Origin of the sequence: Runella salmonicolor (assembly GCF_024158025.1) — a bacterium.
In the GTDB taxonomy this organism is placed as follows: domain Bacteria; phylum Bacteroidota; class Bacteroidia; order Cytophagales; family Spirosomataceae; genus Runella; species Runella salmonicolor.
The window spans coordinates 83560-107885 of the sequence record NZ_JAMZEL010000007.1; the positions used below are offsets into that span (position 1 = coordinate 83560).

Annotated in this window: 19 protein-coding genes; 5 read left to right on the top strand and 14 right to left on the bottom strand. The window is 47.5% G+C overall.

Translation table 11 applies throughout. The features are described from left to right. Positions 1-15 precede the first annotated feature (15 nt). The 14 genes from NCI00_RS17080 to NCI00_RS17145 all read right to left on the bottom strand — a co-directional run bounded on the left by NCI00_RS17080 (position 16) and on the right by NCI00_RS17145 (position 17291). Positions 16-1437, bottom strand: a complete 1422-nt coding sequence (locus tag NCI00_RS17080) for a Gfo/Idh/MocA family protein (protein ID WP_253529499.1) — start codon at positions 1435-1437, stop codon at positions 16-18. Continuing rightward, positions 1410-1601, bottom strand: coding sequence for a hypothetical protein (locus NCI00_RS17085; protein ID WP_253529500.1), 192 nt, complete (start codon positions 1599-1601; stop codon positions 1410-1412). The genes NCI00_RS17080 and NCI00_RS17085 overlap by 28 nt, the downstream gene beginning before the upstream one ends. A gap of 68 nt (positions 1602-1669) precedes the next feature. Next, positions 1670-2743, bottom strand: a complete 1074-nt coding sequence (locus tag NCI00_RS17090) for a hypothetical protein (RefSeq protein ID WP_253529501.1) — start codon at positions 2741-2743, stop codon at positions 1670-1672. 3 nt (positions 2744-2746) lie between these two features. Beyond that, entirely contained in the window at positions 2747-4816 is a 2070-nt protein-coding gene (locus NCI00_RS17095) for a beta-N-acetylhexosaminidase (protein WP_253529502.1), read from the bottom strand. 162 nt (positions 4817-4978) lie between these two features. Further along, on the bottom strand, positions 4979-5722 hold the full coding sequence (locus NCI00_RS17100) for an SDR family NAD(P)-dependent oxidoreductase (protein ID WP_253529503.1): 744 nt from the start codon (positions 5720-5722) through the stop codon (positions 4979-4981). Between the two features lie 93 nt (positions 5723-5815). After that, a complete protein-coding gene (locus tag NCI00_RS17105; protein ID WP_253529505.1) occupies positions 5816-6769 on the bottom strand; it encodes a dihydrodipicolinate synthase family protein in 954 nt (317 codons plus the stop codon). Between the two features lie 11 nt (positions 6770-6780). Further along, complete coding sequence (locus tag NCI00_RS17110; RefSeq protein ID WP_253529507.1) at positions 6781-7707, bottom strand: DMT family transporter; 927 nt, start codon at positions 7705-7707, stop codon at positions 6781-6783. A 14-nt stretch (positions 7708-7721) separates the two neighbouring features. Beyond that, on the bottom strand, positions 7722-8846 hold the full coding sequence (locus NCI00_RS17115; RefSeq protein WP_253529510.1) for a mandelate racemase/muconate lactonizing enzyme family protein: 1125 nt from the start codon (positions 8844-8846) through the stop codon (positions 7722-7724). Then, complete coding sequence (locus tag NCI00_RS17120) at positions 8843-9805, bottom strand: 3-hydroxyacyl-CoA dehydrogenase family protein (protein ID WP_253529513.1); 963 nt, start codon at positions 9803-9805, stop codon at positions 8843-8845. Before NCI00_RS17120 ends, NCI00_RS17115 begins: the two co-directional genes overlap by 4 nt. Positions 9806-9934: 129 nt before the next feature. Continuing rightward, a complete protein-coding gene (locus tag NCI00_RS17125; RefSeq protein WP_253529515.1) occupies positions 9935-10327 on the bottom strand; it encodes a RidA family protein in 393 nt (130 codons plus the stop codon). Positions 10328-10416: 89 nt separating this feature from the next. After that, positions 10417-11208 (bottom strand): creatininase family protein, encoded by a 792-nt coding sequence (locus NCI00_RS17130; RefSeq protein ID WP_253529518.1) that lies wholly within the window; start codon positions 11206-11208, stop codon positions 10417-10419. Positions 11209-11349: 141 nt separating this feature from the next. Then, a complete protein-coding gene (locus NCI00_RS17135; RefSeq protein WP_253529521.1) occupies positions 11350-13137 on the bottom strand; it encodes a RagB/SusD family nutrient uptake outer membrane protein in 1788 nt (595 codons plus the stop codon). Between the two features lie 14 nt (positions 13138-13151). Continuing rightward, complete coding sequence (locus tag NCI00_RS17140) at positions 13152-16316, bottom strand: SusC/RagA family TonB-linked outer membrane protein (protein ID WP_253529524.1); 3165 nt, start codon at positions 16314-16316, stop codon at positions 13152-13154. Positions 16317-16652: 336 nt separating this feature from the next. Then, positions 16653-17291 (bottom strand): GntR family transcriptional regulator, encoded by a 639-nt coding sequence (locus NCI00_RS17145; protein WP_253529527.1) that lies wholly within the window; start codon positions 17289-17291, stop codon positions 16653-16655. Between the two features lie 157 nt (positions 17292-17448). Between NCI00_RS17145 and NCI00_RS17150 the strand changes: the two genes are divergently transcribed. From NCI00_RS17150 to NCI00_RS17170, 5 genes are all read left to right on the top strand, one after another. After that, positions 17449-18459 (top strand): Gfo/Idh/MocA family protein, encoded by a 1011-nt coding sequence (locus tag NCI00_RS17150; RefSeq protein ID WP_253529530.1) that lies wholly within the window; start codon positions 17449-17451, stop codon positions 18457-18459. A 63-nt stretch (positions 18460-18522) separates the two neighbouring features. Continuing rightward, positions 18523-19926: a DegT/DnrJ/EryC1/StrS family aminotransferase gene (locus tag NCI00_RS17155; protein ID WP_253529811.1), complete on the top strand. Its 1404-nt coding sequence runs from the start codon at positions 18523-18525 to the stop codon at positions 19924-19926. Further along, positions 19923-21275 carry a neutral/alkaline non-lysosomal ceramidase N-terminal domain-containing protein gene (locus NCI00_RS17160; RefSeq protein WP_253529532.1) on the top strand — a complete coding sequence of 451 codons (1353 nt, stop codon included), beginning with the start codon at positions 19923-19925 and terminating at the stop codon, positions 21273-21275. Before NCI00_RS17155 ends, NCI00_RS17160 begins: the two co-directional genes overlap by 4 nt. A 120-nt stretch (positions 21276-21395) precedes the next feature. Then, entirely contained in the window at positions 21396-22664 is a 1269-nt protein-coding gene (locus NCI00_RS17165) for a Kelch repeat-containing protein (protein ID WP_253529534.1), read from the top strand. Positions 22665-22902: 238 nt separating this feature from the next. Next, positions 22903-24270 carry a Gfo/Idh/MocA family protein gene (locus tag NCI00_RS17170; RefSeq protein WP_166558352.1) on the top strand — a complete coding sequence of 456 codons (1368 nt, stop codon included), beginning with the start codon at positions 22903-22905 and terminating at the stop codon, positions 24268-24270. Positions 24271-24326: the final 56 nt, after the last annotated feature.

Sequence of the window (24326 nt, forward strand, 5' to 3'; positions counted from 1 at the left end):
TTTCGGGGTCATTCCTCAAACTTTCGCTTTTGTGGTACCTCCTTTGGTCATCGAAATATCAACGGGCGCGTTGTTTTTCCACGAGCCGCCCGTAAAGTCGGGTACATCAATGGAATTGGAACGGTGGGCGACCGACCATCCACTCAAAGGTGCAATACAGCTCCACAATGCTGCATCGTAGACGTCTTGGTCGAGTGGGAGGCCGTTGCGAAGGCAGTCAATCGTGCGCCAGTCCATCAGAAAATCCATGCCGCCGTGCCCGCCGACGTTTTTGGCGATTTCGCCCATTTTTTTCACGATGGGCGGCAGGTATTTTTGCTCCAAGGCTTTGTATTCTTCGGCGCTCATCCATTCATGTCCGGTTGAATACCGGGCAGGTTCGGGGTATTTCAAGCCCACGGCTTTGGTACCGCTTACCAATTGAATCCGTGAATAAGGTCGTGGCGACGACACATCGTACTGCACCATAATGGTTTTACCTTTATGGGTCTTGATGGTCGTCGTACTCATGTTTCCGTTGAATTGCTTGTCCACGTAAGGTTTGTAAAAATCATCCTTAGCGGCAAGTTCTTTGGCTAAATTGCCCAATACAAAATCACTGCTCGACATCGACGTAAGATACTCCATTTTATCGCCGCGATTGATGTTCATCACCTGACAAATCGGTCCCAAACCGTGGGTTGGGTATAGGTTTCCTTTGCGCTGATACATCTCGTGAAGTTCCCACAATTGATAGAAATGTGTTTTTGAGAATATGTACTCCTGCAAATTGTGGATATAGGCGGCCTCACCGTGGACAATTTCTCCAAAGAAACCGTTACGCGCCAAATTGAGCGTGAGCAATTCTGAAAAATCGTAGCAGCAGTTTTCGACCATCATGCAATGCTTCTTCGTCCGCTCGGATGTTTCGACCAGTTGCCAAGCTTCTTCAATGGTTTTGGCGGCAGGAACCTCCACGCATACGTGCTTGCCATGTTCCATCGAAAATACGGCCATTGGGGTATGAAACGCCCAAGGCGTGAGGATATAAATCAGGTCAAGGTCGGTGCGCTCAGCCAATTTTTTCCAGATTTCAGGACTGCCTATGTAGGTTTCGGGGCGATGCCCCGAGGCTTCCACCAACTTTTTAGCGGCATTGACTTTTTCGGCGCGAAGATCGCAGAGGGCTTTGATTTCTACGCCTTCGATTTTGTTCATCCGCTCCACGGCCCCCATGCCGCGATTGCCCAACCCGATGAATCCGATGCGCACTTTGTCGAGTTTGGGAGCGGCGTAGCCGCTCATGTTGAATTTTTGGACGCGGGTACGATTGGCTTGTTCGTAAACTTGCGCCATTTCTTCGGGGGTATTGGCGTAAGCGGCAAAAGGATTGGAAGCAAGAAGCCCTAAACCTGTTGCGCTTGCTGTTTTTAAGAAATTTCTGCGGTTGTTTTCCATGTTTCTAGCGGTTTATCCTTCTTCTGTGTATGCCCTACATTGAGTTTGAAACTTTGCAGGTCGCTCCCGGCCTGGGTGGCCCCGCCGCCGGGCCTCGCCTTCTCCTTCAACGCTCTGTAATTTCGGGCGCGTTGCGCTTTATCCGAAATTACAAGGCGTTTCACGAGAAGGCTGGAAATTTAAAAAATCAGAGATTTTATTGGGTTCTGTGGTAACTTTATAGAGTCATTTTTCAAAAAATACAATCTCCTAAAAATGCAGGTTGGTAGCCTTTTTGGGTAGCCCATTGAACGCAGGTGAGGATGCGGTCACGGAAATCGGGTTGATAGGCTTCGTAAAACGGATAGAAATATTGCTCGTGCACCAAAAAATCAACGTACGGCGGCAAGCCTGAGGGCAGATTGGCGTAATTGTCGAGGTGCGGTACAATTTCGGGCAGCTCTTTTTTATCAATCACAATACTGCTACGGATAAACGTAATTCCTTCCTGCGTATCGTGCCATACAAAGCGCTTTTTCAATTGGCGGCGCTGCTCCACTGTTAAATAATACGACACCGCGAACAGACCATCATCTACGTTAAAATAACCCAATTGCCCCACATAACCCGCATCACGTAAAGCCCGGGAGCCTTCAACGGTGGCTTCGCCCCAATGCAGCGTAGTGACAGGCCCCATCACGGCCTCGCCCGCAAAGCGCCGAATCTCGTTTTTGACCAATTCGCAATCTTCGGCCACTTGTTCATACCCTGCCGTGCGGTAGGGCATATCGGGAAACTCACCGCGTGCGTGAAAGCTCAAACGAAGCCAATCAGCATTGGAGGTCCATTCAGATTTATATTTATCAGTTAGTTGCGACAGGTTAAAACCGTCTGTTTCGTAAAAAAGATTCAGGTGGATTTTGGTACCGTAGGCATCGTGAACCTGCTTCAAAAAACTTAAATACTCGTTATCAAAAATAGAATTGTAGTGGGCTGAGTTTTGGTGAATATCGCGCAAAAACCAAATATTATCGTCAATCGAAAGGCGGTAGTGACCTGCGAAATTGGGTAACCAAAAAACCGTTATTTGTTGGCTTTCGCCCGTGGTTCTGTTTTGAACTTCCACTAAATTCCTGTATTCAGTAAGGACGATTTCTGCTTCAAAAACACCTTCTTGTTCTCTTGCTTCTACGCCGTTAATCACAATCAAATGCTGCAAAGGTGCTTTGACCTTTACAATGGTTTGCAAGGCTCCCTTTTTCACCAAACCATCATACGAATGGAGCATATCACCGTTGATGGGGCTAATAAATTCTATGTTGTTCATTTCCTAAAAATCGGGTTTAAACATTGCTTCAAATGACTGTACAGGTTCTTCTTTTTTTCGTTGAATCTGAAAATCCACCACTTTGAGATGCAGTTTTCGCCAAAGACTATATTCCACATCAAACCGCCCCAAAATAGAGTTCAGTCGATAGGGCATATATTCCGAAAGCCACGTTTGAGCGTAAATTTGTTTTAGTTCTCCAGTTTCGTCCATCGCATCCACCAATAAACTGTGACATGGATACGTCAAATCATAGATGACGTAATCTTCCTTTTTTTTGACGAGCATGGCATAATTCCAACGGTCAACGATGGCTTTGGCCCAAATAAATCGCGTGGCCGAATAATTAATGAGCCGCGCCGACACCAGCAATGAATTGATAAAAGCGCTGTCAGATTTGGAGGCTTTTTTTAGAGCAGCTATCAAATTGGCCTGCGCCTCTTCACTATATTTTCTAACTTCCCTAAACTCTGCCGCGTGTGCTTCGGTATTGGCCAAATAGTACGCAGAAAAAGGATTTGACCAGGCTTCTACCAACGTGCCGCGCGGCATACTTTGGGTGTTTTTTCCTAGGCATTTCTTCAAATATTCGACCGAGTTAGCGATATTATCAAAGGCATCACCCATTTCTTTGCCAGCATTAGGATACATCACCGGCGCGTAGTTTCGGGCAAACGCCTTTTTATCAGGAGATTTTCCCTGCCACGCAGAAATGCAGCCGTAGGCCATAAACATCCACGACGAGCGTACAAACGGCTCAACCGAATCTGTCCAAACAGAGGTGATAAAGCCTAGTGTTTTATGGCGCAAGCCAGCTCGTAAACACAAATCAATGTTGTCGTAAGTATAATCGGCTTCGGGATAAATATGTCCCCAACCCGAAACGGCAGGTTGAATAAAAAAAGGCTTCTTTTCTTTCAGAACGGGATTCAAATAATGATACGTAGCCGCCGAATCGGGCGAATATTGCCAAATGACAGGAATGACCTCCGCAGGAAATTTCTTCATGATTTCGGGGTAAAACGAATTCATGTCCGTCCACGCCATGAGCGTTTTACCGTATTGCTTGAGTTCGTCGCTTACAAACGTCAGTTGCTGAATAAATAGCGCTTCGGGATTCAAAGACATTTCGCCGGTGCTGTTTAAACGTTTGGTTTCCCAAGTTTCATCAAAACCCACGTGAATAAATGGGCTTTTGAACAACGCGGTATATTGTTTTATCCAATTTTTGAGCAACGTCTGCACACCAGCATTGCGCGGGTCAAGCTCGTGCCCGTAGCGCCCAATGGCCAGAGAGGCGTATTTTTCGTTTCGAATCAGTTCGTGCAAATGCCCGTAAAAATTCACAAACGGAATGACGTCGATGTGCCGCTCGCGAGCGTAGGCAATGATGCTTTTGATTTGGTCTTGGGTGTAGCTTGCCTTGTAATTGAGCGTAGCATAGCCCTCCAGCTCAATGCTGACTTCGTTGTAGAAATAATATTGGTTGGTTTTCCAACGCGCCAAAAAGTCAATCTGTTTTTTGATTTCTTCTACGGTCAACAAACCACCGTGCGCAAAATCCATCATCACGCCCCGAAAAGCTAACTGAGGTTGGTCTTGAATCGTCACAAACGGCAAAGCCGCTTTGGCCCCCGAACCCTGAATCAACTGACGAATCGTCTGAACGGCGTAATACAGACCCGTTGAGGTTTGAGAGTTGATTTCCAAGCCTTTGTTATTAATGGAAATTGAATAGTGTTCACGCGTGCTTCCCACCTGCGCTTCGTTGGTTTCGGGCAATTCCCGTCCGGGTGTTTTGACCGTAAAACGAATGTTCGCCGTATTGGCCGCATGGGTCATTTTGAGCGCTTTTCCGCTCCGCTCCCGAATCGTTTGTTTGAGTTCGTTCAGGGCGAAAACAAGGTCTTTGGAAGCCGTCGGCGCTACATAAAGTGTGAGATTTTGCAACAACAGTTCGCCTTGTTCGTATTGAACGGAAGTCGGTTCAGGGTATAAAACAGGGCGATTTTGGGCAAAAATCCCTGCAAACGCCCAAAAACAGGTACAAAAAAGGGTCAAAAGGGATTTCATGAATAAAAAATTAAGGGTTTAGTGCAGTCGCTCGCATCCTGCGACGGGGCGGCCCGAGCCGTGACGACAATTAGTAAGCCTCCGGCTTACATTAAAGCAGAGGCCAGAGGCCTTATAATAATCGTCACTCGCGAGACGCGAGCGACTGCACAAACTGTGTGGCTAATACGTGGCTCTTCCTCCCGACAAATCAAATGTAAAACCAGTAGTAAAGCTATTTTTAGACGATACGATGTAGGCGACCAAGTTGGCAGCTTCGTCGAGCGTGCCGCAGCGCTTCATCGGAATTTTATCGGTCATGTATTTTACTTGCACTTCGGGCATGGCATCTACCAACGGCGTTTGAATCACGGCTGGGGCCAAGGCATTGACCGTGATGCCGTACTCGGCGTATTCTTTGCCCTGCACTTTGGTCAGCCCGATGACAGCCGCTTTGGAAGACGAATAGGCCAACATGCCCGCGTTTCCTTCCTTGCCCGCAATCGACGCAATATGCAATATACGTCCGTATTTCTGCGCCATCATGGAAGGCAAAACGGCTTTTGAAGTATAAAAGCAACTCATAAAGTTGACTTCAAACACTTTATGTAAATTCTCGCTGCTTACTTCGTGGCTTTTGAGGTTGGTTATACCCGTGATTCCCACGCAGTTGACGAGAATATCAATTTTGCCAAAATGCGCCAACGCCTGACCAATCACCTCCTGCACCCGTGCTTCGTCGGTGATGTCAATGCCGATGAGTAACGCTTGAGCCCCGTAGCTTTCAAATTCCTGTTGCAACCCTTTTTCGTTAAAATCAAGTAAAGCCACTTGGGCACCTTCGGCAAGAAGTTTATGGGCAACCACCAATCCGATGCCCGAGGCCGCACCCGTTATCAGCGCCACCTGTCCGCTAAATTCATTCATGTTTTATATCTGATTAAAATTGGGGGTCACAGAGTTACACAGAGCTAAACCTTGCGTACCTCTAAGCTCAGTGATACTTTATGACCGATTCATTTATACCGCCACTGCCACCGCAGGACGAATGGCGTAGGTTTCGTCGTTGAGTACGTCAATCACGCGTTGATTCAGTTCACGAATGTAACTGATACTCGACGCATCGGGAATGTAAGCTGCTTTACGAGCAATACTGTTGCTCAATACGCCACGGGCAATGAGTAATTCTTTTTCGGCATAATGGAACAGTTCCATGTTTTGTAACGAAAAGAAAATTTGAGGCATCACTTTCTCAAACAAATCAAACGCTTTGCCATCTTCGCCGCTACGACGCAAATCAAACACACGTTGAAGAATATCCGACACCGCCAGCCCTGGCATCACCCCTCTGATACCGATAGGAATCAATTCCAGCATGTACAAACCACCCCAACCTTCAAACAGGCCAACTTTGCCTTTGGTAGCGTTGATGATGTTTTCAAATTTAGGTGCGCAAAGTGGCTCTTCGAGCTTCAGGTATTTAAAATTAGGATTTTCGTCCATCAATTCTTTGATAAACTCCACGCTGATAGACGAACCGCCGGGGTTAAAATCCTGAATCAGAACGGGGGTATTGGGAATGGATTGCAGAAATTCCGATAGGTATTGTTTCAACGAAATTTCAGGCAAACTGAAAATACGAGGCACGGCCAACGACACCACGTCAGCACCCGCTTTCACGTTGGCCTGCGCCAGTTTTATGGCCACTTTCAAAGAAGGATGATTTGACTGCGCCACAATTTTGAGGCGTCCCGCGGCGTGCTCAACCGCTACACGTACGACTTGCAGTTTTTCGTCGTCGGTCAATTTGTAAAACTCGCTTGCGTAAGCGGGAAGGCAAACGGCTTTGATACCGCCCGCAATGGCGAAATCAATCAAACTGCGGAGGGCATCTTCGTCGATTTCCTCGTTTTCGGTAAATGGAGTGGGAATAATCGGAACAACGCCGAAAAGTTCGTTTGTTAGCTCTGACATAACTTTACTGATTATGGATTGTTATTAACCAATTTTTTTTGCTGTACTCTACTATCAACAATGGAGAGAATAAGGGTAGAAACCAGAACCAATATCCCTCCAATAATGGCCTGTGTGTTGAGCTTCTCACCCAACCAAAGGGCGGCAATGGGCAGTCCCATAAACGTAATAAGGTAATTTGACAACGCGACCTGCGTAGCATCCAAATACTTCAAAGCCCTGAAAAACAACACCATGGAAAGAAAATTGTGAAATACCGTCAGCGAAATCATGCCTATCCAGGTGTTGGTGGTGAACTCAGGAATTTTACTAAACATTTCGGGCTCGTAATACAGCACTAGCGGCGTCAGCAAAATACACATGACCAAGTAGGTGTAGAACACCATTTCGATTTCGGTGTATTTCTCGGCAATTTTCTTGCAGCCGACGTTGTAATACGCATTGCCCAAAATGGCCAGAAAGATCAGGATATTGCCCAAAGCGTAACGCGAGCTCAAATCCGCCCGTTTGATGTCGTCGGTAGAGCACAAAGCAACCCCGATGATGGCAATGGCAAAACTTACCCAACGGGCGACATTCATTTTTTCTTTTAAAATGAGGAACGCAAACACGGCGGTAATGACGGGCAAGGTCAGGACCAAAATAGCGGCATTACTGGCCAAAGAATACTGCGTACCCCAAGTCATCAATACCTGCGACGGAAACGCACCCAACGCCGCCAACTGAACAAAAACCAAAATATCTTTCAACTTTTTGCCGCCTTTTTTAAAGTCCCGAATCACAAACGGAGCCAGTAAAATCGTCGCCAACAGCATAGGTGCCCACACCGTAAAATACGGCCCGACCTGATCCTGAGTCAGCTTGATGCTCGTAAAATGAAACGCCCACATGAAGTTACAGGCAAACAAAATGGACCAGGACACAACCGATTTTTTCATAGTTTGTGGGTTTACTAAGCGTTCATTTCACTGATTTTATACTTCGCCAATGCCTCCCTGTCCAACTCAATCCCAAGGCCGACTCCCTGCGGAACAAGGGCCGCGCCGTTTTCAAATCGAATGGGTTGAACGAGCAAATCATCTTCTCTCACCAGCTCTCCAAAAATATCGGAAGGAATTGTGCAATTGACGCTTGCCGCCGCAATGTGAAGGCCCATTGTTTCCGAAATTCCCAGATCCACTTCTGAACCGCGCCAGCAGGATTTGCCTTCCAAATGAGCGATTTCGGCCAGTAAAACGCAATTGTACGCCGAGCCGTTGAAATTATACCCGTCCACCGCATCGGCCCGTACAAAAGCGATCATATCGCGAATGTCTTGGGTATAGGGCAACGAAATGTGGCGGTACATCGGAATGCCCAACTTCTCACGCAAGTACTTAAAACCCACCACATCGGCGTGCAAAATCGGGTCTTCTAAGCCGAGCATGATGTCTTTCTCCACACCTTCCATCAGTTTTAGGGTCGTGTCCACGTCGGTCCAGCGTTGGTTGGGGTCGAGCAGTATTTTGATGCCATCGCCGCACTTTTTCTTAATTTCTTCGGTCCACAGTCGTACAGGGTCTTCGTCGGAGCATTTGAATTTGAAGGCTTTATGCCCTTTTTGCATGGCCTCAAACGCCTTTTGGGCCGCCTCTTCCGGCGTACGGCGGCCCGTCCAACCAAAGCAATCAATGCGGTCGCGGTAAGCGCCGCCGAGCAATTGAGCGACCGGTACATTCAGTAATTTGCCCACCACATCCAGCACTGCCGTCTCAAAAGCTTCGTAGATCCGTTGGTCGTTCACGGGCAACCGCCGCCAGTTTACTTTTAAAACATCCTGTCCGACAAAGGTTTGCATGGCTTCATACAGCAATTCTTTTGAAGCACTGCGGTAGGTTTCGCCAATGCCGGTCAAGCCGTTTTTAAGCGTAATTTCAAGAATCCATTTGGGCTGGTTGGCAAATTCCGTCCAACGTTCCCCCGTCAAAAATTTCTGCGCAAACGCTGCGTCTTTGTCAATCACCTCCTCAGAATTCAAACTGCCGGGTTTGGCCGGCACGACAACTTCAGTGGCTTTTATGGAGTGGATAATCGTCATTTCTCGTTCTCTGAGGGATTTTGTGAATACTTTTTCGCCAATTTTCGGATATCATAGCTAAACTCAATGAATTGTTCTTCCCAATGCTCGGCACTTTGGGGAGTATATGGATAAAAGCCTTGGGCATTGCTCACGCCCTTTGCCCCGGAAGCTACCAATTCTTCCATCAATTTGGGAGCCTGAGTAGCATTGCTGAGTTCGGGAAACAGGTCTTTCATCACGGTGAGGTACGCCGGTATTCCCGTCAGATCCATAAAGCGGAACGGCCCCGCAAACGTGATCCAGTAGCCCAAATCATTCCTCAGTGAGCGGTCCACGTCTTCCATGGTGGCGTAGCCGTTTTCGACCAAATGAAATGCTTCGCGCAGCATGGCGTACATGATGCGGTTGGTAATAAAGCCGCGAATGTCTTTTTTGAGCAACGAAGGTTCTTTGCCCCAACTTTCGGCCAACGCCACGATTTGGTAGGCGTATTGTACGTCTGACTCGTTTCCGCAAATCACCTCCATAAACCGCGTAATGTGGGCCGGTTCAGCCCAATGAATCCCCAAAACACGCTCAGGATGTTGGAGCCCGCTTTGCAGCACGGTAACGGGAATCGCCGAGGTATTGCTGCCGATAATGGCCGTGGAGGAAAGCACCGTTTCGAGTTTGTGATAGACGCTTTTTTTCTCATCGATGTTTTCGGTAATGGATTCAATCACCACTTCATGGTCACGCAACAGCGCCACGTTATCCGTAATGATGTGGCGTTCCAATACATCTTCGGGGGTTTCCGATAAAATCCCTTCGTCGTAGAGTTGTTTCAAAAAACCATGAATTCGAGTTCGCGCTTCATCGGCAATGGCAATATCCTTGACCAAAGACGTTACCTCATGGCCCGCTGCCAAAATACAGGTGGCAATGCTGCTGCCCATCAGGCCCAAGCCTACCGTACCGATGCGTATTTTTTGATTCATACTACCTTAATTTTTTTACACAGAGGTGCTCAGAGATTTGAAATGAGTTTCACAGAGTAATACAACCGAACGCTCTGCGAAACTCTGAGAAAACTTTGTGGTTCTCTGTGTCCCCAAAAGTGAACTCACCTACCCTTTTTTAGAAATAATCGCAATTGCGTCAATTTCAATCTTTATCCCATCCGACAACACCGATTGCACCGTGGTACGGGCAGGCTTAACGCCCTTGAAAAAGGAGGCATAAGCGGCATCGTAGCGGTCAAAATCGTTGATATTTTCCAAATGTGTTGTGCACTTGACAATGTCTTCAATCGTACCTCCGGCGGCTTCGACTACTTTTTGGATGTGCGACAGCGTCAGCAAGGTTTCTTCCTCGATTGTACCGTGAATGACCTCGCCCGTAGCCAAATCCAACGGGCCCTGTCCGCTGATAAACAGCCACTCGCCTACCAATACGCCCGCCGAATACGCCCCTGTATTGGCGGCTTTGTCAGGATGTTTTATTTCGATTTTCTTTGACATAATTATATGATTTTTATTCAGGCAAAGTCGCTAAGGAGCAAAGACACAGTGTGCTTTAAGCAGACTTTTTGCACCTTTGTGTCCATCTTTTATACTTGCAAACGCTCCGACAAAGGCCAATTTTTGAACGATTCGATAAAGGTCACCAAGGCTTTTACAGCATGGTCAACTAAGTGCTTGCCTTTTTCGGCCGTGCCGAGCTGCGGTTCACCGCTGCTGCCATTGCTCGAAATAAATTCCGTTTGCTTAAAAACCGTCACCCCTCGATACGGCTCGTCGTCTTCCCACGGAATGTAGCCGTTGCTTTCAGGGCGTTGAGCACGCTCCACGCGGTCCATCCATACTTTATCCGCAAAAAGGTGCAGCATCATACTCGTCTCATACTCACAGGCATGGCTGAGCGCCGGGCTTTGCATCGGAGGCTCTCCCGCAAATGCTTTCCCGCCCACTTCCCAATACGTTGCCAAGGCAATCGTTGGCTGATGACTCGCGTCAAACCGTTTGCTCAATACCGCCAACGCCTGCTTGGCAGGAGTGATGTTTCCTCCGTGACCGTTGAGTAAAATGATTTTTTGAAACCCACTGATTACCAATGAATTTACTAAATCAATCAGCACTTGTGTGTACAATTCGGGAGCAATGCTAATGGTGCCACCAAAGGACAAATGATGGTGGCTCGACCCAAACGGCAAGGTCGGACAAAGCAACACCTCGTTAGGTAAAATTTTTTCTATCTGCTGAGCAACTTGCGTCACTATATCGGTATCAGTCGATACCGACAAATGCGGTCCGTGCTGTTCTATGGCCCCCAGAGGTAAGATTATTATTTTGTCTTTTGCTGCCTGATTGAGGTCAGCATAGGTGGAGGCATAAAAGAGCATACTTTGTAAGTTTAGGAACGCACTAAATATAGTTTTTTTTGATAATTTCTTTGCCATCCCGAAAAAGGATTTCTTCCAAATCCGGAATGACAAAGAATCCTAATAGCTGGTGTGAATACTAACTGTTCATTTATCTATAACCTAATAATTTGGATTCTGCTTCAGGACCGAATTACCGTCTACCACGCTCAAATCAATTTGTGCTTGAGGAATTGGGTACAGTTCGCTTTTTCCTTTCTTGAAAGTTGCCCCTTTCATGTACGTAAAGTCGTAGCCGGGTATAGAGGTTTCGTGCTTTACGTACGCATTCAGGATGTTAGCCATGTAGCCCGTTCCATTGTCCCAACGGCGCAGGTCAAAGAAGCGGTGGCCTTCCATTCCAAACTCGATTTTACGCTCAAAACGAACGGCTTCGCGGGCAAACTCTTTGCCTTTGGCCACAAATTCTGTAGTATATAAACCTACTTTATAATTGGCCGCTGGCTCATTGGTGAAGCCTTTCAGCGGAGCAGTATTGTCCAAGTATTTTTTCACCCAACCCGCAGGATTGGCCGCCCGGGCACGCACTCGGTTTACATACTCTTGTGCTTTTGCCAAACTTCCGATTTCAACTTCTACTTCGGCCGCCCAAAGCAATACATCCGCAAAACGAATCATGTTGTAATTGTTGGAAGTCCAACGCGAAGAAAACGAAGTGGTTGCCGCCGCTGCCTGATAATAAATATTTTTGATAGGGCTGTACGGTCCCGCCACCGCCTGAACGCGAATCCACGCCTTGCCTGGGTGCAAGCCCCAATCCAAATACGGTATTCCACGACGGCCAACTGTCCAGTCAAGACGCGCATCCAACGTACCCGTATAAGGTGCAAACGGCGTGCTACTTTCAATGCCCTGGTCATTTTTAACGTCTGAATCATTGAAGGTATCAATCAACGGCAGGCCCGTTTCAGCGTCGGTTTTAAAAGAATTCACTAAGCTGAAAGAGGGCTGGTAAGCTCCGCAGCAAGTAGCGGGGCCACCCATCGGGAAGTTGAGGGCGTCGCCGTAGTTTCCGTTTTGGAACGATTCGGCAATCGACATCTGCACCGCAAAAACCGACTCCGGACCGTTCTTTTTGGAAGGATTGAAGTTGTCGGCATAATTAACCAACGCATACTTTGCGCCCGAAGCCGTCACCCCATTGGCAATGATGTCTTCCAATATCGGTTTGGCGTCGGTGTATTTGTCTTGAAATAAATAGGTTTTTGCCAAAAATGCTTTCGCGGCCCAGCTATTAGCGCGGCCTACTTCTGTTTTGGTAGCACTCAGGTTTTCGGCGGCAAATTTAAAGTCCGCTTCGATTTTCGGCCACACGGGCGTTGTGTTGCTGACGTTGTAGTTTCCGTTGGAATAACTTACGTTTTCATCCAAATAGGGCACATTCTCCCACATTTTGGCTGCTTCCAAATGATACACTGCACGCAAAAATATCGCTTCAGCTTTGAATTGTTTGGCTTCTTCGGCCGACATTGATACGTCGGTGGTTTTGGCTAACACACGCAATACGTCGTTGGCACGCTGAACTCCCGCGTATAACACCATCCATTTATTGTTGAACGGCAACATCGACGCGTCGTAGTTGTAACTTTCGACAGACTCCATCGGTGGCAAAGCCGAAGCTTGCGTGCCAGTGTGGGCATCGTCGGAGGTTACTCCACCAAAAATCCAATTGCTGACCCCCACAAAATAGTAGGTTGTATTGGGCACACCCCAGCCGTCGAGCAGCGAATACGCCCCCGTCAGGAGACCTTTCACCCCTGCTTTATTGGTCAATGTGGCTTCACTCGTAGAGCCCAACGCTCCGATTTCGAGGTAATCTTCTTTGCAGGAGTTGGTGGTCGTTACCAACGCCAAACAGGCTATGAATAAAAAATAATTAAATCGTTTCATGTGAGTCAAAGTTTTTAGAAGGAGAGATTAAGTCCAAGGATGAAGTTCTTCTGGTTGTTGGGATAGTTGGCGTAATCAATCCCAAACGCCGAACTGTTTCCACTCAATTCGGGGTCTAAGCCAGTGTATTTGGTCAGCGTAAACAAATTGGCTCCCTGTGCGTAGACCCGCAGCTTGTTCATTCCGAATTTTTTCAGAACGGCTGGTTGTACCGTGTAGCCAATCATCAACGAGCGCATTTTGAGAAACGAGCCGTTTTCTACGTAAAATGAATTGGAAACCCCCGAAGAACTGAACGAACCCGTTGACTCAATTTTAGGAATCGAACTGTTGGGATTTTCGGGCGTCCAAGCATTGAGCAGGTCATTGCTTTTGGCCCCTACGTAGGTACTGAAAAAGTGCGTAAACGACCGAACGGTATTATAGATTTCGTTGCCCTGCGAGCCGTACAAAATCGTAGAGAAATCAAAGTTGCGGTAGGTTACGCCCAAATTGATACCATACGTAAATTCAGGATTGGGACTGCCTAGGAATGTACGGTCGGTCGCGTCGATTTTATTGTCACCGTTGATGTCAGCATATTTAAAGCGCCCGGGAGCCGCACCGCTTTGGGTAGGAGACGCCGTTACTTCAGCATCATTTTTGAAAATACCCAGCACCTGATACCCAAAATAAGAGCTGACAGGCTGACCCACCTGATTTCTGACCACATTTCCCATATTTTGGGTGTTGGCTCCGTCAAAATAGCCCGGTCCGGGGATGTGAACCACTTCATTTTTGTAGGTGGTGATGTTGGCACCGATGTTAAATTTGAGGCTCGGGTTGATGGTTTGACGATAGTTGAGCGCCAAATCTCCCCCTTTGTTACGAATGTCACCGATGTTGACCGTAGGAGCGGTGGCACCGCCCGCCGTAGCCGGCAAAGGTTGGGTAAACAACAATCCGTTGATGGATTTTTGGTAGTATTCAAACGAAACGTCCAGTTTGTTGTTCAAAATCGTTGCGTCCAAGCCAGCGTTGGTCACGATGTTTTCTTCCCATCCCGTATTTGGGTTTCCGATACTGGTTTGCGCAAAACCCTGTGCAAGAGAGGAATTACCGCCGATGTCATAATAGGCGTTGGCAAATGTCCCGCCAAATAGGGTGTAGGCATTTTGTGGACTCACGTTGTTTTGAGAACCCAATACCCCGTAGCTGGCTCTGAGTTTCAATTCATTCAGCCAAGTCACATCCTTCAAAAACTCCTCGCCTGTCAAACGCCAGCCTACCGATACCGATGGGAAAGTTCCGTAACGGCGATTTGACCCAAAGCGCGACGACCCATCGCGACGCACCGTGACGCCCACTAAGTATTTGTCGTTGTAAGCATAATCCACACGACTGAAAATAGAAAACAGCGTGTTGTTGTATGCGCTACTGGCGTTGGTGATATTAGTGGTTCCGTTAGAAAGGCTCAGGTAGTCAAAATTGGTAGAAAACAATCGGCTGGCTGAGCCAATCATGTAGCGTCCGTAGTTGCGAATAGCTTCCGAACCGACGATTACTTTCAGGTTATGTTTGCCAAATGCGTTGGTATACGAAAGCGTATTGGTCCACATGGTATTGCTGTTGTAAAGCGCAATTTCCGAGAAAGAATTGGGGTTGGTATTACCTTCGGAGTTGTTATATGGCGTAAACGTAAAGTTGGTAGCGTACTGATTATCAATACTTCCGCCAAAACTGGTGCGTGCCGTAAAGTGCTTCAAAAAATCGACTTCTGCGTACACATTTCCTACGGCATTCCAGGCGTTGGTTTTATTATTGATGGTATTCATCTGCACCGCCACGGGGTTGGAAGAGCTTCCTAGCTCAGGCCCCGCGAAGGTTCCAGCAAAATTGCCTTTGATGTCATAGACGGGAATCGTCGGCATGGCGCGGTAGGTCCATGCGATGGGGTTTCCAGTACTTAGGTTATCAAAACCAGGGTTTTTCTTGTAGAAAATATAAAGATTTTCGCCAATCCGAACGTTGTTTTTAACCTTAAACTGCGTATTTATTCTTGCCGAATAACGCTCTAGGTAGCTTTTCAGCATTGTACCCTGTTGGTTGAAATACCCCAACGAAACCATGTAGTTAGACTTGTCGGTCCCCCCGCTTGCCGTTAGGTTGTGGCTGGTCATGGGTGCATTTTTGAACAATTCATGAAACCAATCGGTCCCTGTTTTGTTGACCGATTGAATCAGATAATTGGCCCCAGGATTAGCGGCGTCAAAATTATACTTGGAAGGGTCTACGGCTGGGCTACCAGCATTGCCCACGCCCGTGGCACCCGGGCCTCTATACGTAAAGTCAGGAAGACCATTTTGAAACAGCCCGGTGCTTGGATAAGCGACTTTGGTTAAACGGGCAAAATCCTGCGAATTGAGCAAATTGAAGACATTTCCCTGCAACGGCTGCTGATTGCCGTAGTAGGCATCGTACGAAATCGTCGGCTGTCCTGACTTACCTTTTTTGGTAGTTACTACGATTACGCCGTTAGAACCGCGCACTCCATAAATGGCTGCCGCCCCCGCATCTTTCAGGACTTGGATAGACTCAACGTCGTCGGCACTTACGTCATTGAGTTCAGCCTGCACCCCATCTACCAATACTAAGGGCTGCGTATTTCCGAAAGACGTGATGCCTCGCACAAAAATATTGCTCGGGCTTCCCGGTGCTCCCGAACTCAGCACCGTTACACCTGCCGCTTGGCCCTGAAGGGCTTGCACCGCCGAACCCGCAGGAATTGACTTCAGTGCTTTCACATCAACGACCGATACAGAGCCTGTAATGTCCTTTTTTCGTTCCGACGAATAACCCGTCACCACCACTTCGCCGAGCGTAGTGCTCGATGGAATCAAGGAGATGTTAAAGGTGGTTTGATTCCCTACGGGGATTTCCTGAAGTTGGTAGCCAATGTACGAAACGACCAATACCGCATTCGGGCCCGCCGATAATTTAAACGTACCGTCGGCGGCCGTGATGGCTCCGTTGGTCGTATTTCCTTTGATTAAAACAGTAGCGCCCGCGATGGGTTGCGAGTCATCAGAACCCACCACTTTCCCCGTTATGGAGGTTTGAGCGTACACCGCAATGGACGTAAGCAAGCAAAGCAATAGCATACTTACCCCTTTTTTTCGGAGTAGGAAAAAGTTGTTCATGTGTAGAATGTTGTTTAAGGAAAGAGTTACTACTGAATAGGGTTTGTGCGAATGTAATTTTAGTGAGTTGATTATTCTTGGCAAATCCACCAGAGCGCATCAAGTAATCCGATCACGACACCCAATGAATAGTTGGTGAATTTGTTTACAAAGAAACTATATTTTTGTAAACAAAAAAAGATGTTGTTATTTTTTTTGCGAATACCAACATTTCAGCGATTTCCAACAACTACGTATTGCACCCTGAATACTTATCATCATAAAAGAAAAACCCGCGGCGCTGAAATAGCTTCAGCACCGCGGGCCAATCAAATCAATGTCAAAATGAGGAACAAATTAATCCAATTCCAGCGCCTCTACTTCACCGCGAAGGAGGTGCTTGGTAAGCGTTTCTTCGGCAAGTTTAACGTCTTTTTCTTTGATTGCTTTCAGCAACTGTCGATGCTCTTGGTCCGTCAGTTCATAATCATCCATGTGCGTTTGCGACTTCCCGAGTTTCTGGTGAAAGAGCGGAATGTTGCTTATTTCGTAAATATCCTTCAATTTATCATTCTGTGCCGAATCAATAAGGGTTTCATGAAACTTAACATCTGCCTCACAGGCGCCTCCAAAATATCCGCGCTCCACCATTGAGGTAAAATCATTGCATATTTCTTCCAATTTTTGAATTCCTTTTTCGTCAATTTTCTGAATCGCTAACCGAATAGCTCCCAATTCAAGAATCTCCCGCAGTTCACGTATCTGCCGTACATCTTCTACACTCATTGATTTCACAAAATAGCCGCCTTTTTCGCCCGTTTCAATCAACTGCTCCCCCAAAAGCCTCGTCAACGCCTCGCGTACCGCCATACGGTTTACATCCAGTCGTTTGGCCCAGATATCTTCTTTAAGCCTCGTGCCCGACACCAGTTGATTCGACAGGATTTTTTTTCTAAGTTCACTGTATACTTTGTTGGCAAGCGAGTCTATTTTCATTTTTTGTAATCTAATTTTAGGCAAAAATGTAAACAAATTTTAACTAACTTTGTAAAGTTAAAAAATTTCTCTTTTAAAATTTCGTTGCGATAGTACGAAATGACTTACTAAATATAGATATATTGATTGTCTATTTCTTAAACCTCAATCGTTTATCATGCAAAATTCAATACAAGGCCGAAGAAAATTTGTCAAAAATGCGGCACTTGGCAGTTTAGCGCTGGGCATCCTGCGCCCCGAATGGGCAAACGCTCAATCAGCGGCCGCTGGAAAACGCGTCGGCATCATCGGCTTGGATACTTCCCACAGCACAGCTTTTGTGAAAGCCCTCAATGCACCCGATGCAAACGCTGATTTTTTAGGGTATAAAGTAGTAGCTGCCTACCCACAAGGCAGCAAAGACATCGAAAGCAGCACCAAACGTGTTCCTGCATACACCGAAGAAGTAAAAAAACAGAATGTAGAAATCGCCGACTCCATCGCTGATTTACTCAAAAAAGTGGACGTAGTTTTGCTGGAAACCAATGATGGCCGCCTTCACCTCGAACAGGCCCTTCAAGTGCTCAAAGCGGGTAAGCGCGTTTTTATTGACAAGCCTATTGCGGCTTCGCTTTCCGATGCCATCGCTATTTTTGAGGCTTCCAAAAAATACAACATCCCCCTATTTTCGGCCTCATCACTTCGGCACATCAAAGGCGTAGAGAAAGTGGATAAAAGCATCGTCGTCGGAGCCGACACATTTAGCCCAGCGGTACTCGAAAAAACGCACCCAGATTTGTTTTGGTACGGCATCCATGGCGTCGAAACACTATACACCGTCATGGGGACGGGGTGCAAGCAAGTTAGCCGCGTGCACAATGAAGGCACCGACATTGTGATTGGCACTTGGGCCGACGGGCGCGTGGGCACATTTCGCGGTACACGCACGGGAAAACACGACTACGGCGGCACAGTTTACACCAAAAACGGCAACATTGTATTGGGGCCCTACGGTGGCTACGAACCTCTGTTGAAAGACATTGTCAATTATTTTGAAACGGGCGCGATACCCGTCTCCCCCGAAGAAACCATCGAAATCTTTGCCTTTATGGAAGCCGCCGACGAAAGTAAACGACAAGGCGGAGCAGTCGTTACACTCGAAAGCGTGATGAAAAAAGCTCGTAAATAGTCATTCAATCTATAAACAACCTTTCCAAGGTTTTGAACCTTGGAAAAGCTAAAATTCACCGATATGCCTTCCAACCATTTTTCAAGACGTGAATTCCTGAAACGAAATTCATTGACGGGCTTAGGGGCAGTACTGACGCCTACTATTCTCTCCAGAACTGTTGCAAATCAGCCTACCAAACCTTCTATTGCGCCTTCATTTTCTTTGGCCGAGCCACCAGCCTTATTGGGTGGCAAGCCTGTGCGAACCCAAGGTTGGCCCATCTGGCCGATATGGAAACCCGAAACCGACGAAAAACAACTTCTCGAAGTCATAAGAAGCGGCGTATGGTCGCGCGCAAACGTGGTCAACGAATTTGAAGCCAAATGGGCCCAAACCGTCGGAACAAAACGCGCACTGGCGGTCGTAAACGGCACCAATGCGCTCATAACGGCCTTGATGCAGTTGGATATTCGCGGCGGCGACGAAGTACTGATTCCTCCTTATACTTTTATCGGCACGGTAGCACCCGTCATTGCGACTGGAGCCATGCCTGTTTTTGTAGACGTGGACCCCGAAACATTTCAGATTGACCCCGCCAAAATTGAAGCCAAAATTACCCCTCGCACCAAAGCTATCATCCCAGTGCATATTTTGGGTTTACCCGCCAATATGCCCGCGATTTTAGCCATTGCAAAAAAACATAATCTGGCGGTGATTGAAGATGCTTGCCAGGCGCACTTGGCCGAAATTGACCATAAACAAGTGGGCACGTTTGGGGATGCGGGCTGCTTTAGTTTCCAGAATTCCAAGAACTTAGCCATCGGTGAAGGCGGCGCCATTGTCAGCAACAATGATTTGTTTATGGACCGCTGTTTTTCGTATCATAACTACGGCAACCCTTTCGGGATGGCTTCAGGGGTGATTGGTGCGGGAACAATCATTCAGGGAAATAAACAGCGACTTACCGAATACCAGGCGGCCATCGGATTGGCCCAACTCAAACGATTGGACGCCGAAACCTCGCTCCGCAACGAAAATGCAGCGTACCTGAAAGCCAAAATCCAGAAGATTCCAGGTATCGTTCCTTATAAATTATACGACAACGTGACGCGGGCGGCATTTCACCTTTTCCCTTTTCGTTACAAAAAAGAAGGATTCAAAGGTTTGTCTCGTGATACATTCCTGAAAGCGTTATCAGCCGAAGGGATTCCCTGCTCGAAAGGCTACGCTACACTTAATAATATGCCGTACCTGAACGACGCGTTTCAGTCGAAAAACTTCCAAAAAATGTACCCGAAAGCGCAGCTTGATTTCAAAAGCTACGTAGAGCGCAACTATTGCCCCCAAAACGACCGACTTTGCAACGAAGAGGCCGTGTGGTTTACGCAAAATATGCTGTTAGGCACGAAGGCAGACATGGACGAAATCGCCAACGCCATCGAAAAAATCTACACCCACGCTGATAAACTATTGAGTGTCAAATGAGAAAACACCTGTGGCTGATTGGATTTTTGATTGTTTCGTCCACGTGGGCAAAAGGCTGGAAGGCAGGCGTTGCCAAGGTAATTATCACGCCCCAAGAATCTGTTTGGCAAGCAGGCTACGCGTCCCGCACCCACGCTTCTGAGGGAAAATTGCACGATTTGTGGGCAAAAGCGTTGGCGTTAGAAGATGAAACTGGCAAAAAATGCGTGCTTGTCACGACCGATATGCTGGGATTTCCCAAAGCCATGTCTGACCGCATTCGGACCCAACTCAATCGACAGTTTGGACTGACCAACGCGCAGATTATTCTCAACAGCTCGCACACCCACTCTGGGCCAGTGTTGGACGACGCCCTGCTTGACATTTATCCATTGGATGCCAACGAGCAAGCCAAGATTAACCGCTATTCGCGCCAATTAGAAGCGCAGGTCATTGCTCTGGTAGGGCAGGCGCTAAAAGATTTAGAAGCTGTCGAGCTGTTTGCTCAAAACGGCGTGACACGGTTTCAGGTGAATCGTCGAAACAATAAAGAAGGTGCTTTGCGTGAGCAAACCGAGCTGAAAGGCCCCAACGATTATGCCGTGCCCGTCATCAAAGCCCTGACACCCAAAGGTGTGCTCAAAGCCATTGTCTTTGGGTACGCCTGCCACCCAACCGTACTTGACCTCTATCAATTTTCGGGCGACTTCCCAGGTTTTGCCCAACTGGAGTTAGAAAAAGCCCATCCGGAAGCAACGGCGCTGTTTTTTCAGGGAGCGGCGGGCGACCAAAATCCCTTGCCCCGCCGCACCGTATCTCTGGCGCGCCAATACGGGCGCGAGTTGGCGGCAGCCGTGGACCGGGTGCTTGAAGAGCCCATGCGACCTTTGTCGGCCGCGTTGACAACAGCCTATTCGGAAATACAACTGCCGCTTTCGGCTCCGCCTACGGAGGCGGAGTTACTCAAAACTCAAAACGAAAATATTCCCTATCTCAAACGTTGGGCCACCCGGGTTTTGTCAGAAATGAAGCAAGGCAAACCCTTCATCACTTCGTATTCGTACCCGTTGCAAGCGTGGAAATTGGGCGAGCAATCGATGTTTATTTTTGGCGGAGAACTCGTCATTGAATACGCCATTGAATGTAAAAAACGATTCGGACAAGACACATTCGTGATGGCCTACTCCAACGATGTGATGGGCTACATTCCGTCGGCTACGATTTTGAAAGAAGGTGGCTACGAAGGTGCTTCCTCGCAAATGGTCTATGGGCTTCCGAGCGTTTGGGATGCTTCGGTGCCAGACTTGATCTATGCTGAAGTCAACCGATTGGCGGAACAACTTAGCATTCCAAAAATAAAAAATAATTAACCGCACGGCCGGCACCGCGCAAAGGGCCCAAAAAAATGCATTACAAAGAGCGCAAAGAACAATTTAGTGCCCTCTGCACTCTCCTTTGAGTTCTTTGCGTTTCAAAAAAATCTATAAAACATGAATTCTTCACTAACCGCCAAAGCTTATTTCTCTGGCTTCGAATTAGCGCACGACACCTACAATGCCATTACAGCCGCAAGCAACGGCAAAATATACTACGTACTTTGTTCGGAATCTTATGAAGTCGGCGGGCAAATGTACGCTTACGACCCTGCCACCGACCAAACGCAATTTATAGCCGACCTGACCGAAATCTGCGGTGAAAAAAGCGCCAACGCCATCCCACAGGGCAAAAGCCACGTTCGTTTTTACGAAAATAATGGCAAGCTGTACTTTGCCACGCACATCGGCGTATATGAAATGATTGAAGGCATGGAACGTCTGCCAACTACCACTCCCAATGGCAAAAACCTCTACCCCGGCGGGCATTTTTTATCGTACGATTTAGCAACTGGAGAGTTTGAAGACCTCGCCATCGCGCCCGAAGGCGAAGGCATATTGACCATGACCATTGACCGCGAACGAGGTCATTTATACGGCATTACGTGGCCGTTGGGTTATTTTATTCATTACGATATTTCTGCTAAAACCCTCAAAAACGTCGGTTTGGTTTCGGCCAAAGGCGAAGCCGGAATTCCGGGTGAAGATTACCGCGTATTGTGCCGTTCGATGGTGGTTGACCCACGCAACGGAGCGGTTTATTTTTCTACTTCCGAAGGCGATATTTTTACGTATCATCCTGATAAAGAAGGCTTACAAAAAGTAGAAGGGATTGATTTACGGATTGACTATTTCGGAAAATACGACCCCAAACACCCCGGTAGCATGGGCTACAACTGGCGCAAGATTTTCTGGTACGCGCCTGAGCAAGTCGCTTATGGCATTCATGGAAATTCGGGCTATTTGTTTCGTTTTGACCCCAAAAACCCTAAAATTGAAATCGTAGAACGGCTTACGTCGGAGCCTTCGCGCAAAAGTGGCATGTTCGACCAGTTTAGTTACGGCTACTTGGGCTTTCAGCCTGGCCCTGATGGCGAAACGATTCATTACCTAACGGGTGGCCCGATATACATCGACGGCAAGCGCTTAAAAGGAGCCGACCAAATTGCCAAAGGCGCGGCCAAAGGATTGGAAAATCTGCATTTAATCACGTTCCATATTCCGACCCAAACCTACAAAGACCACGGTCCTGTTTTTTACGCTGACGGCAGCCGTCCAACCTACGTAAATTCAATCGCTATTGGAGCCGACGGTGCGGTTTATACTTTGGCCCGATTTGACCATAACGGGCGCGAAGTTCAGGATTTAGTCAAAATTGCTCTTTAAACGAAAGAATACTATTTATAGAGGTGCCCGAGACAGTAGCTTACGCCAAATGCTGGGTTTGAGAACCCAGCATCACACACCTAAAATTGAATTGCATAACATTGCAGCATTATGAGTAGGTAAAAATCAAAAAAGTCTTCTCCAAAAAGAACTGTTTCGGTAGCCTACTTATCTTCAAATAGTGTAGTAAATTGGCTCCTCAACAGACCCATTTATTTTTTTATACAAAACACCTTTCATGAACACTCCAGAAACTTCTACAAACAGCGAATCTCGGCGCAATTTTATCAAAAAAACACTGACAGGAACCGCTCTATTGACCGTCGGTGGTATCTTACCGGGCTTTAGTGCCAAAAGTTACGGTCGTATTTTGGGCGCTAACGAAAAAGTCCGACTCGGCGTGATGGGCGTCAATAGTCGCGGGTATGCACTGGCGAGTAATTTTGCCTTGCAACCCAACTGTGAAGTCGTTTCGATTTCAGACGTAGATTCACGGGCGGCTGAAAAGTGTATCAAAGCCGTTGAAAAAATTCAAAACTCCAAGCCCAAAGACGTCCCCGACTTTCGTAATGCACTAGAAGATAAAGGCGTAGATGCGCTCATCATCGCCGCACCCGACCATTGGCACGCACCGGCGGCTATTTTAGCGTCGAAAGCAGGCAAACACGTTTATTTGGAAAAACCATGCAGTCATAATCCGTATGAAGGAGAACTGCTTGTGGCGGTGGCGGCCAAGTACAAAAATGTGATTCAAATGGGCAATCAGCGTCGGTCGTGGCCGAATGTAAAACAAGCCCTGAAGGATATTCAGGATGGTGTTATCGGTCGGCCATATTTTGCCAAAGGTTGGTACACCAACAACCGCGCTTCCATCGGCATTGGGAAAGAACAGGCCGTTCCGTCGTGGCTTAATTACGACTTGTGGCAAGGGCCTGCGCCGCGCCGCGCCTATAAAGACAACGTTATTCACTACAATTGGCACTGGTTTTGGCATTGGGGTACGGGCGAAGCCCTCAACAACGGCACCCACATGCTCGACCTCATGCGTTGGGGATTGGGCGTGGAATTTCCTACCAAAGTCTCCTCCTCGGGTGGGCGCTATCGCTACCAAGACGACTGGGAAGCTCCCGATACTCAAGTGATTAACTTAGAGTTTGGCAAAGACAAATTTATGACGTGGGAAGGCCGCAGTTGCAACAGCCGCAATATCGAAGGCAGTAGCGTGGGTGTTTCTTTTTACGGAGAAAAAGGCACATTGGAGTACGGCGGCGGCAATGCTTATAAGATTTACGATTTGGACAATAAGATTGTCAAAGATGTAAAAAATGATTTGGTGATTGACCCTCGTAATAAAATGGACCCTTCACAAGCCTTGGATGCCTTCCACTTCCAAAACTTTGTATCGGCCATCAAAGAAGGAACGCCGTTGGCCTCAGGAATCGTCGGCGGACATCAAAGTACGCTGCTTTGTCAATTAGGAAATATCGCCTTGCGCTCCAATAGCATTTTGGAGATTGACCCTACCAACGGGCACATCAAAAATAACAAAGCGGCCAAAAAACTCTGGAAACGCGAGTACGAAAAAGGCTGGGAGCCAACTTTGTAGTTTTTTCAACATCGAACGAACGTCGGCGAGGTTTTGAACGGGGACACGGTACGCCG

Excerpts from the sequence above, each read along its gene's own strand:
- NCI00_RS17080 (WP_253529499.1), bottom strand. The coding sequence starts at position 1,437 with ATGGAAAACAACCGCAGAAATTTCTTAAAAACAGCAAGCGCAACAGGT.
- NCI00_RS17090 (WP_253529501.1), bottom strand. The coding sequence starts at position 2,743 with ATGAACAACATAGAATTTATTAGCCCCATCAACGGTGATATGCTCCAT.
- NCI00_RS17095 (WP_253529502.1), bottom strand. The coding sequence starts at position 4,816 with ATGAAATCCCTTTTGACCCTTTTTTGTACCTGTTTTTGGGCGTTTGCA.
- NCI00_RS17100 (WP_253529503.1), bottom strand. The coding sequence starts at position 5,722 with ATGAATGAATTTAGCGGACAGGTGGCGCTGATAACGGGTGCGGCCTCG.
- NCI00_RS17105 (WP_253529505.1), bottom strand. The coding sequence starts at position 6,769 with ATGTCAGAGCTAACAAACGAACTTTTCGGCGTTGTTCCGATTATTCCC.
- NCI00_RS17110 (WP_253529507.1), bottom strand. The coding sequence starts at position 7,707 with ATGAAAAAATCGGTTGTGTCCTGGTCCATTTTGTTTGCCTGTAACTTC.
- NCI00_RS17115 (WP_253529510.1), bottom strand. The coding sequence starts at position 8,846 with ATGACGATTATCCACTCCATAAAAGCCACTGAAGTTGTCGTGCCGGCC.
- NCI00_RS17120 (WP_253529513.1), bottom strand. The coding sequence starts at position 9,805 with ATGAATCAAAAAATACGCATCGGTACGGTAGGCTTGGGCCTGATGGGC.
- NCI00_RS17125 (WP_253529515.1), bottom strand. The coding sequence starts at position 10,327 with ATGTCAAAGAAAATCGAAATAAAACATCCTGACAAAGCCGCCAATACA.
- NCI00_RS17130 (WP_253529518.1), bottom strand. The coding sequence starts at position 11,208 with ATGCTCTTTTATGCCTCCACCTATGCTGACCTCAATCAGGCAGCAAAA.
- NCI00_RS17135 (WP_253529521.1), bottom strand. The coding sequence starts at position 13,137 with ATGAAACGATTTAATTATTTTTTATTCATAGCCTGTTTGGCGTTGGTA.
- NCI00_RS17140 (WP_253529524.1), bottom strand. The coding sequence starts at position 16,316 with ATGAACAACTTTTTCCTACTCCGAAAAAAAGGGGTAAGTATGCTATTG.
- NCI00_RS17145 (WP_253529527.1), bottom strand. The coding sequence starts at position 17,291 with ATGAAAATAGACTCGCTTGCCAACAAAGTATACAGTGAACTTAGAAAA.
- NCI00_RS17150 (WP_253529530.1), top strand. The coding sequence starts at position 17,449 with ATGCAAAATTCAATACAAGGCCGAAGAAAATTTGTCAAAAATGCGGCA.
- NCI00_RS17155 (WP_253529811.1), top strand. The coding sequence starts at position 18,523 with ATGCCTTCCAACCATTTTTCAAGACGTGAATTCCTGAAACGAAATTCA.
- NCI00_RS17160 (WP_253529532.1), top strand. The coding sequence starts at position 19,923 with ATGAGAAAACACCTGTGGCTGATTGGATTTTTGATTGTTTCGTCCACG.
- NCI00_RS17165 (WP_253529534.1), top strand. The coding sequence starts at position 21,396 with ATGAATTCTTCACTAACCGCCAAAGCTTATTTCTCTGGCTTCGAATTA.
- NCI00_RS17170 (WP_166558352.1), top strand. The coding sequence starts at position 22,903 with ATGAACACTCCAGAAACTTCTACAAACAGCGAATCTCGGCGCAATTTT.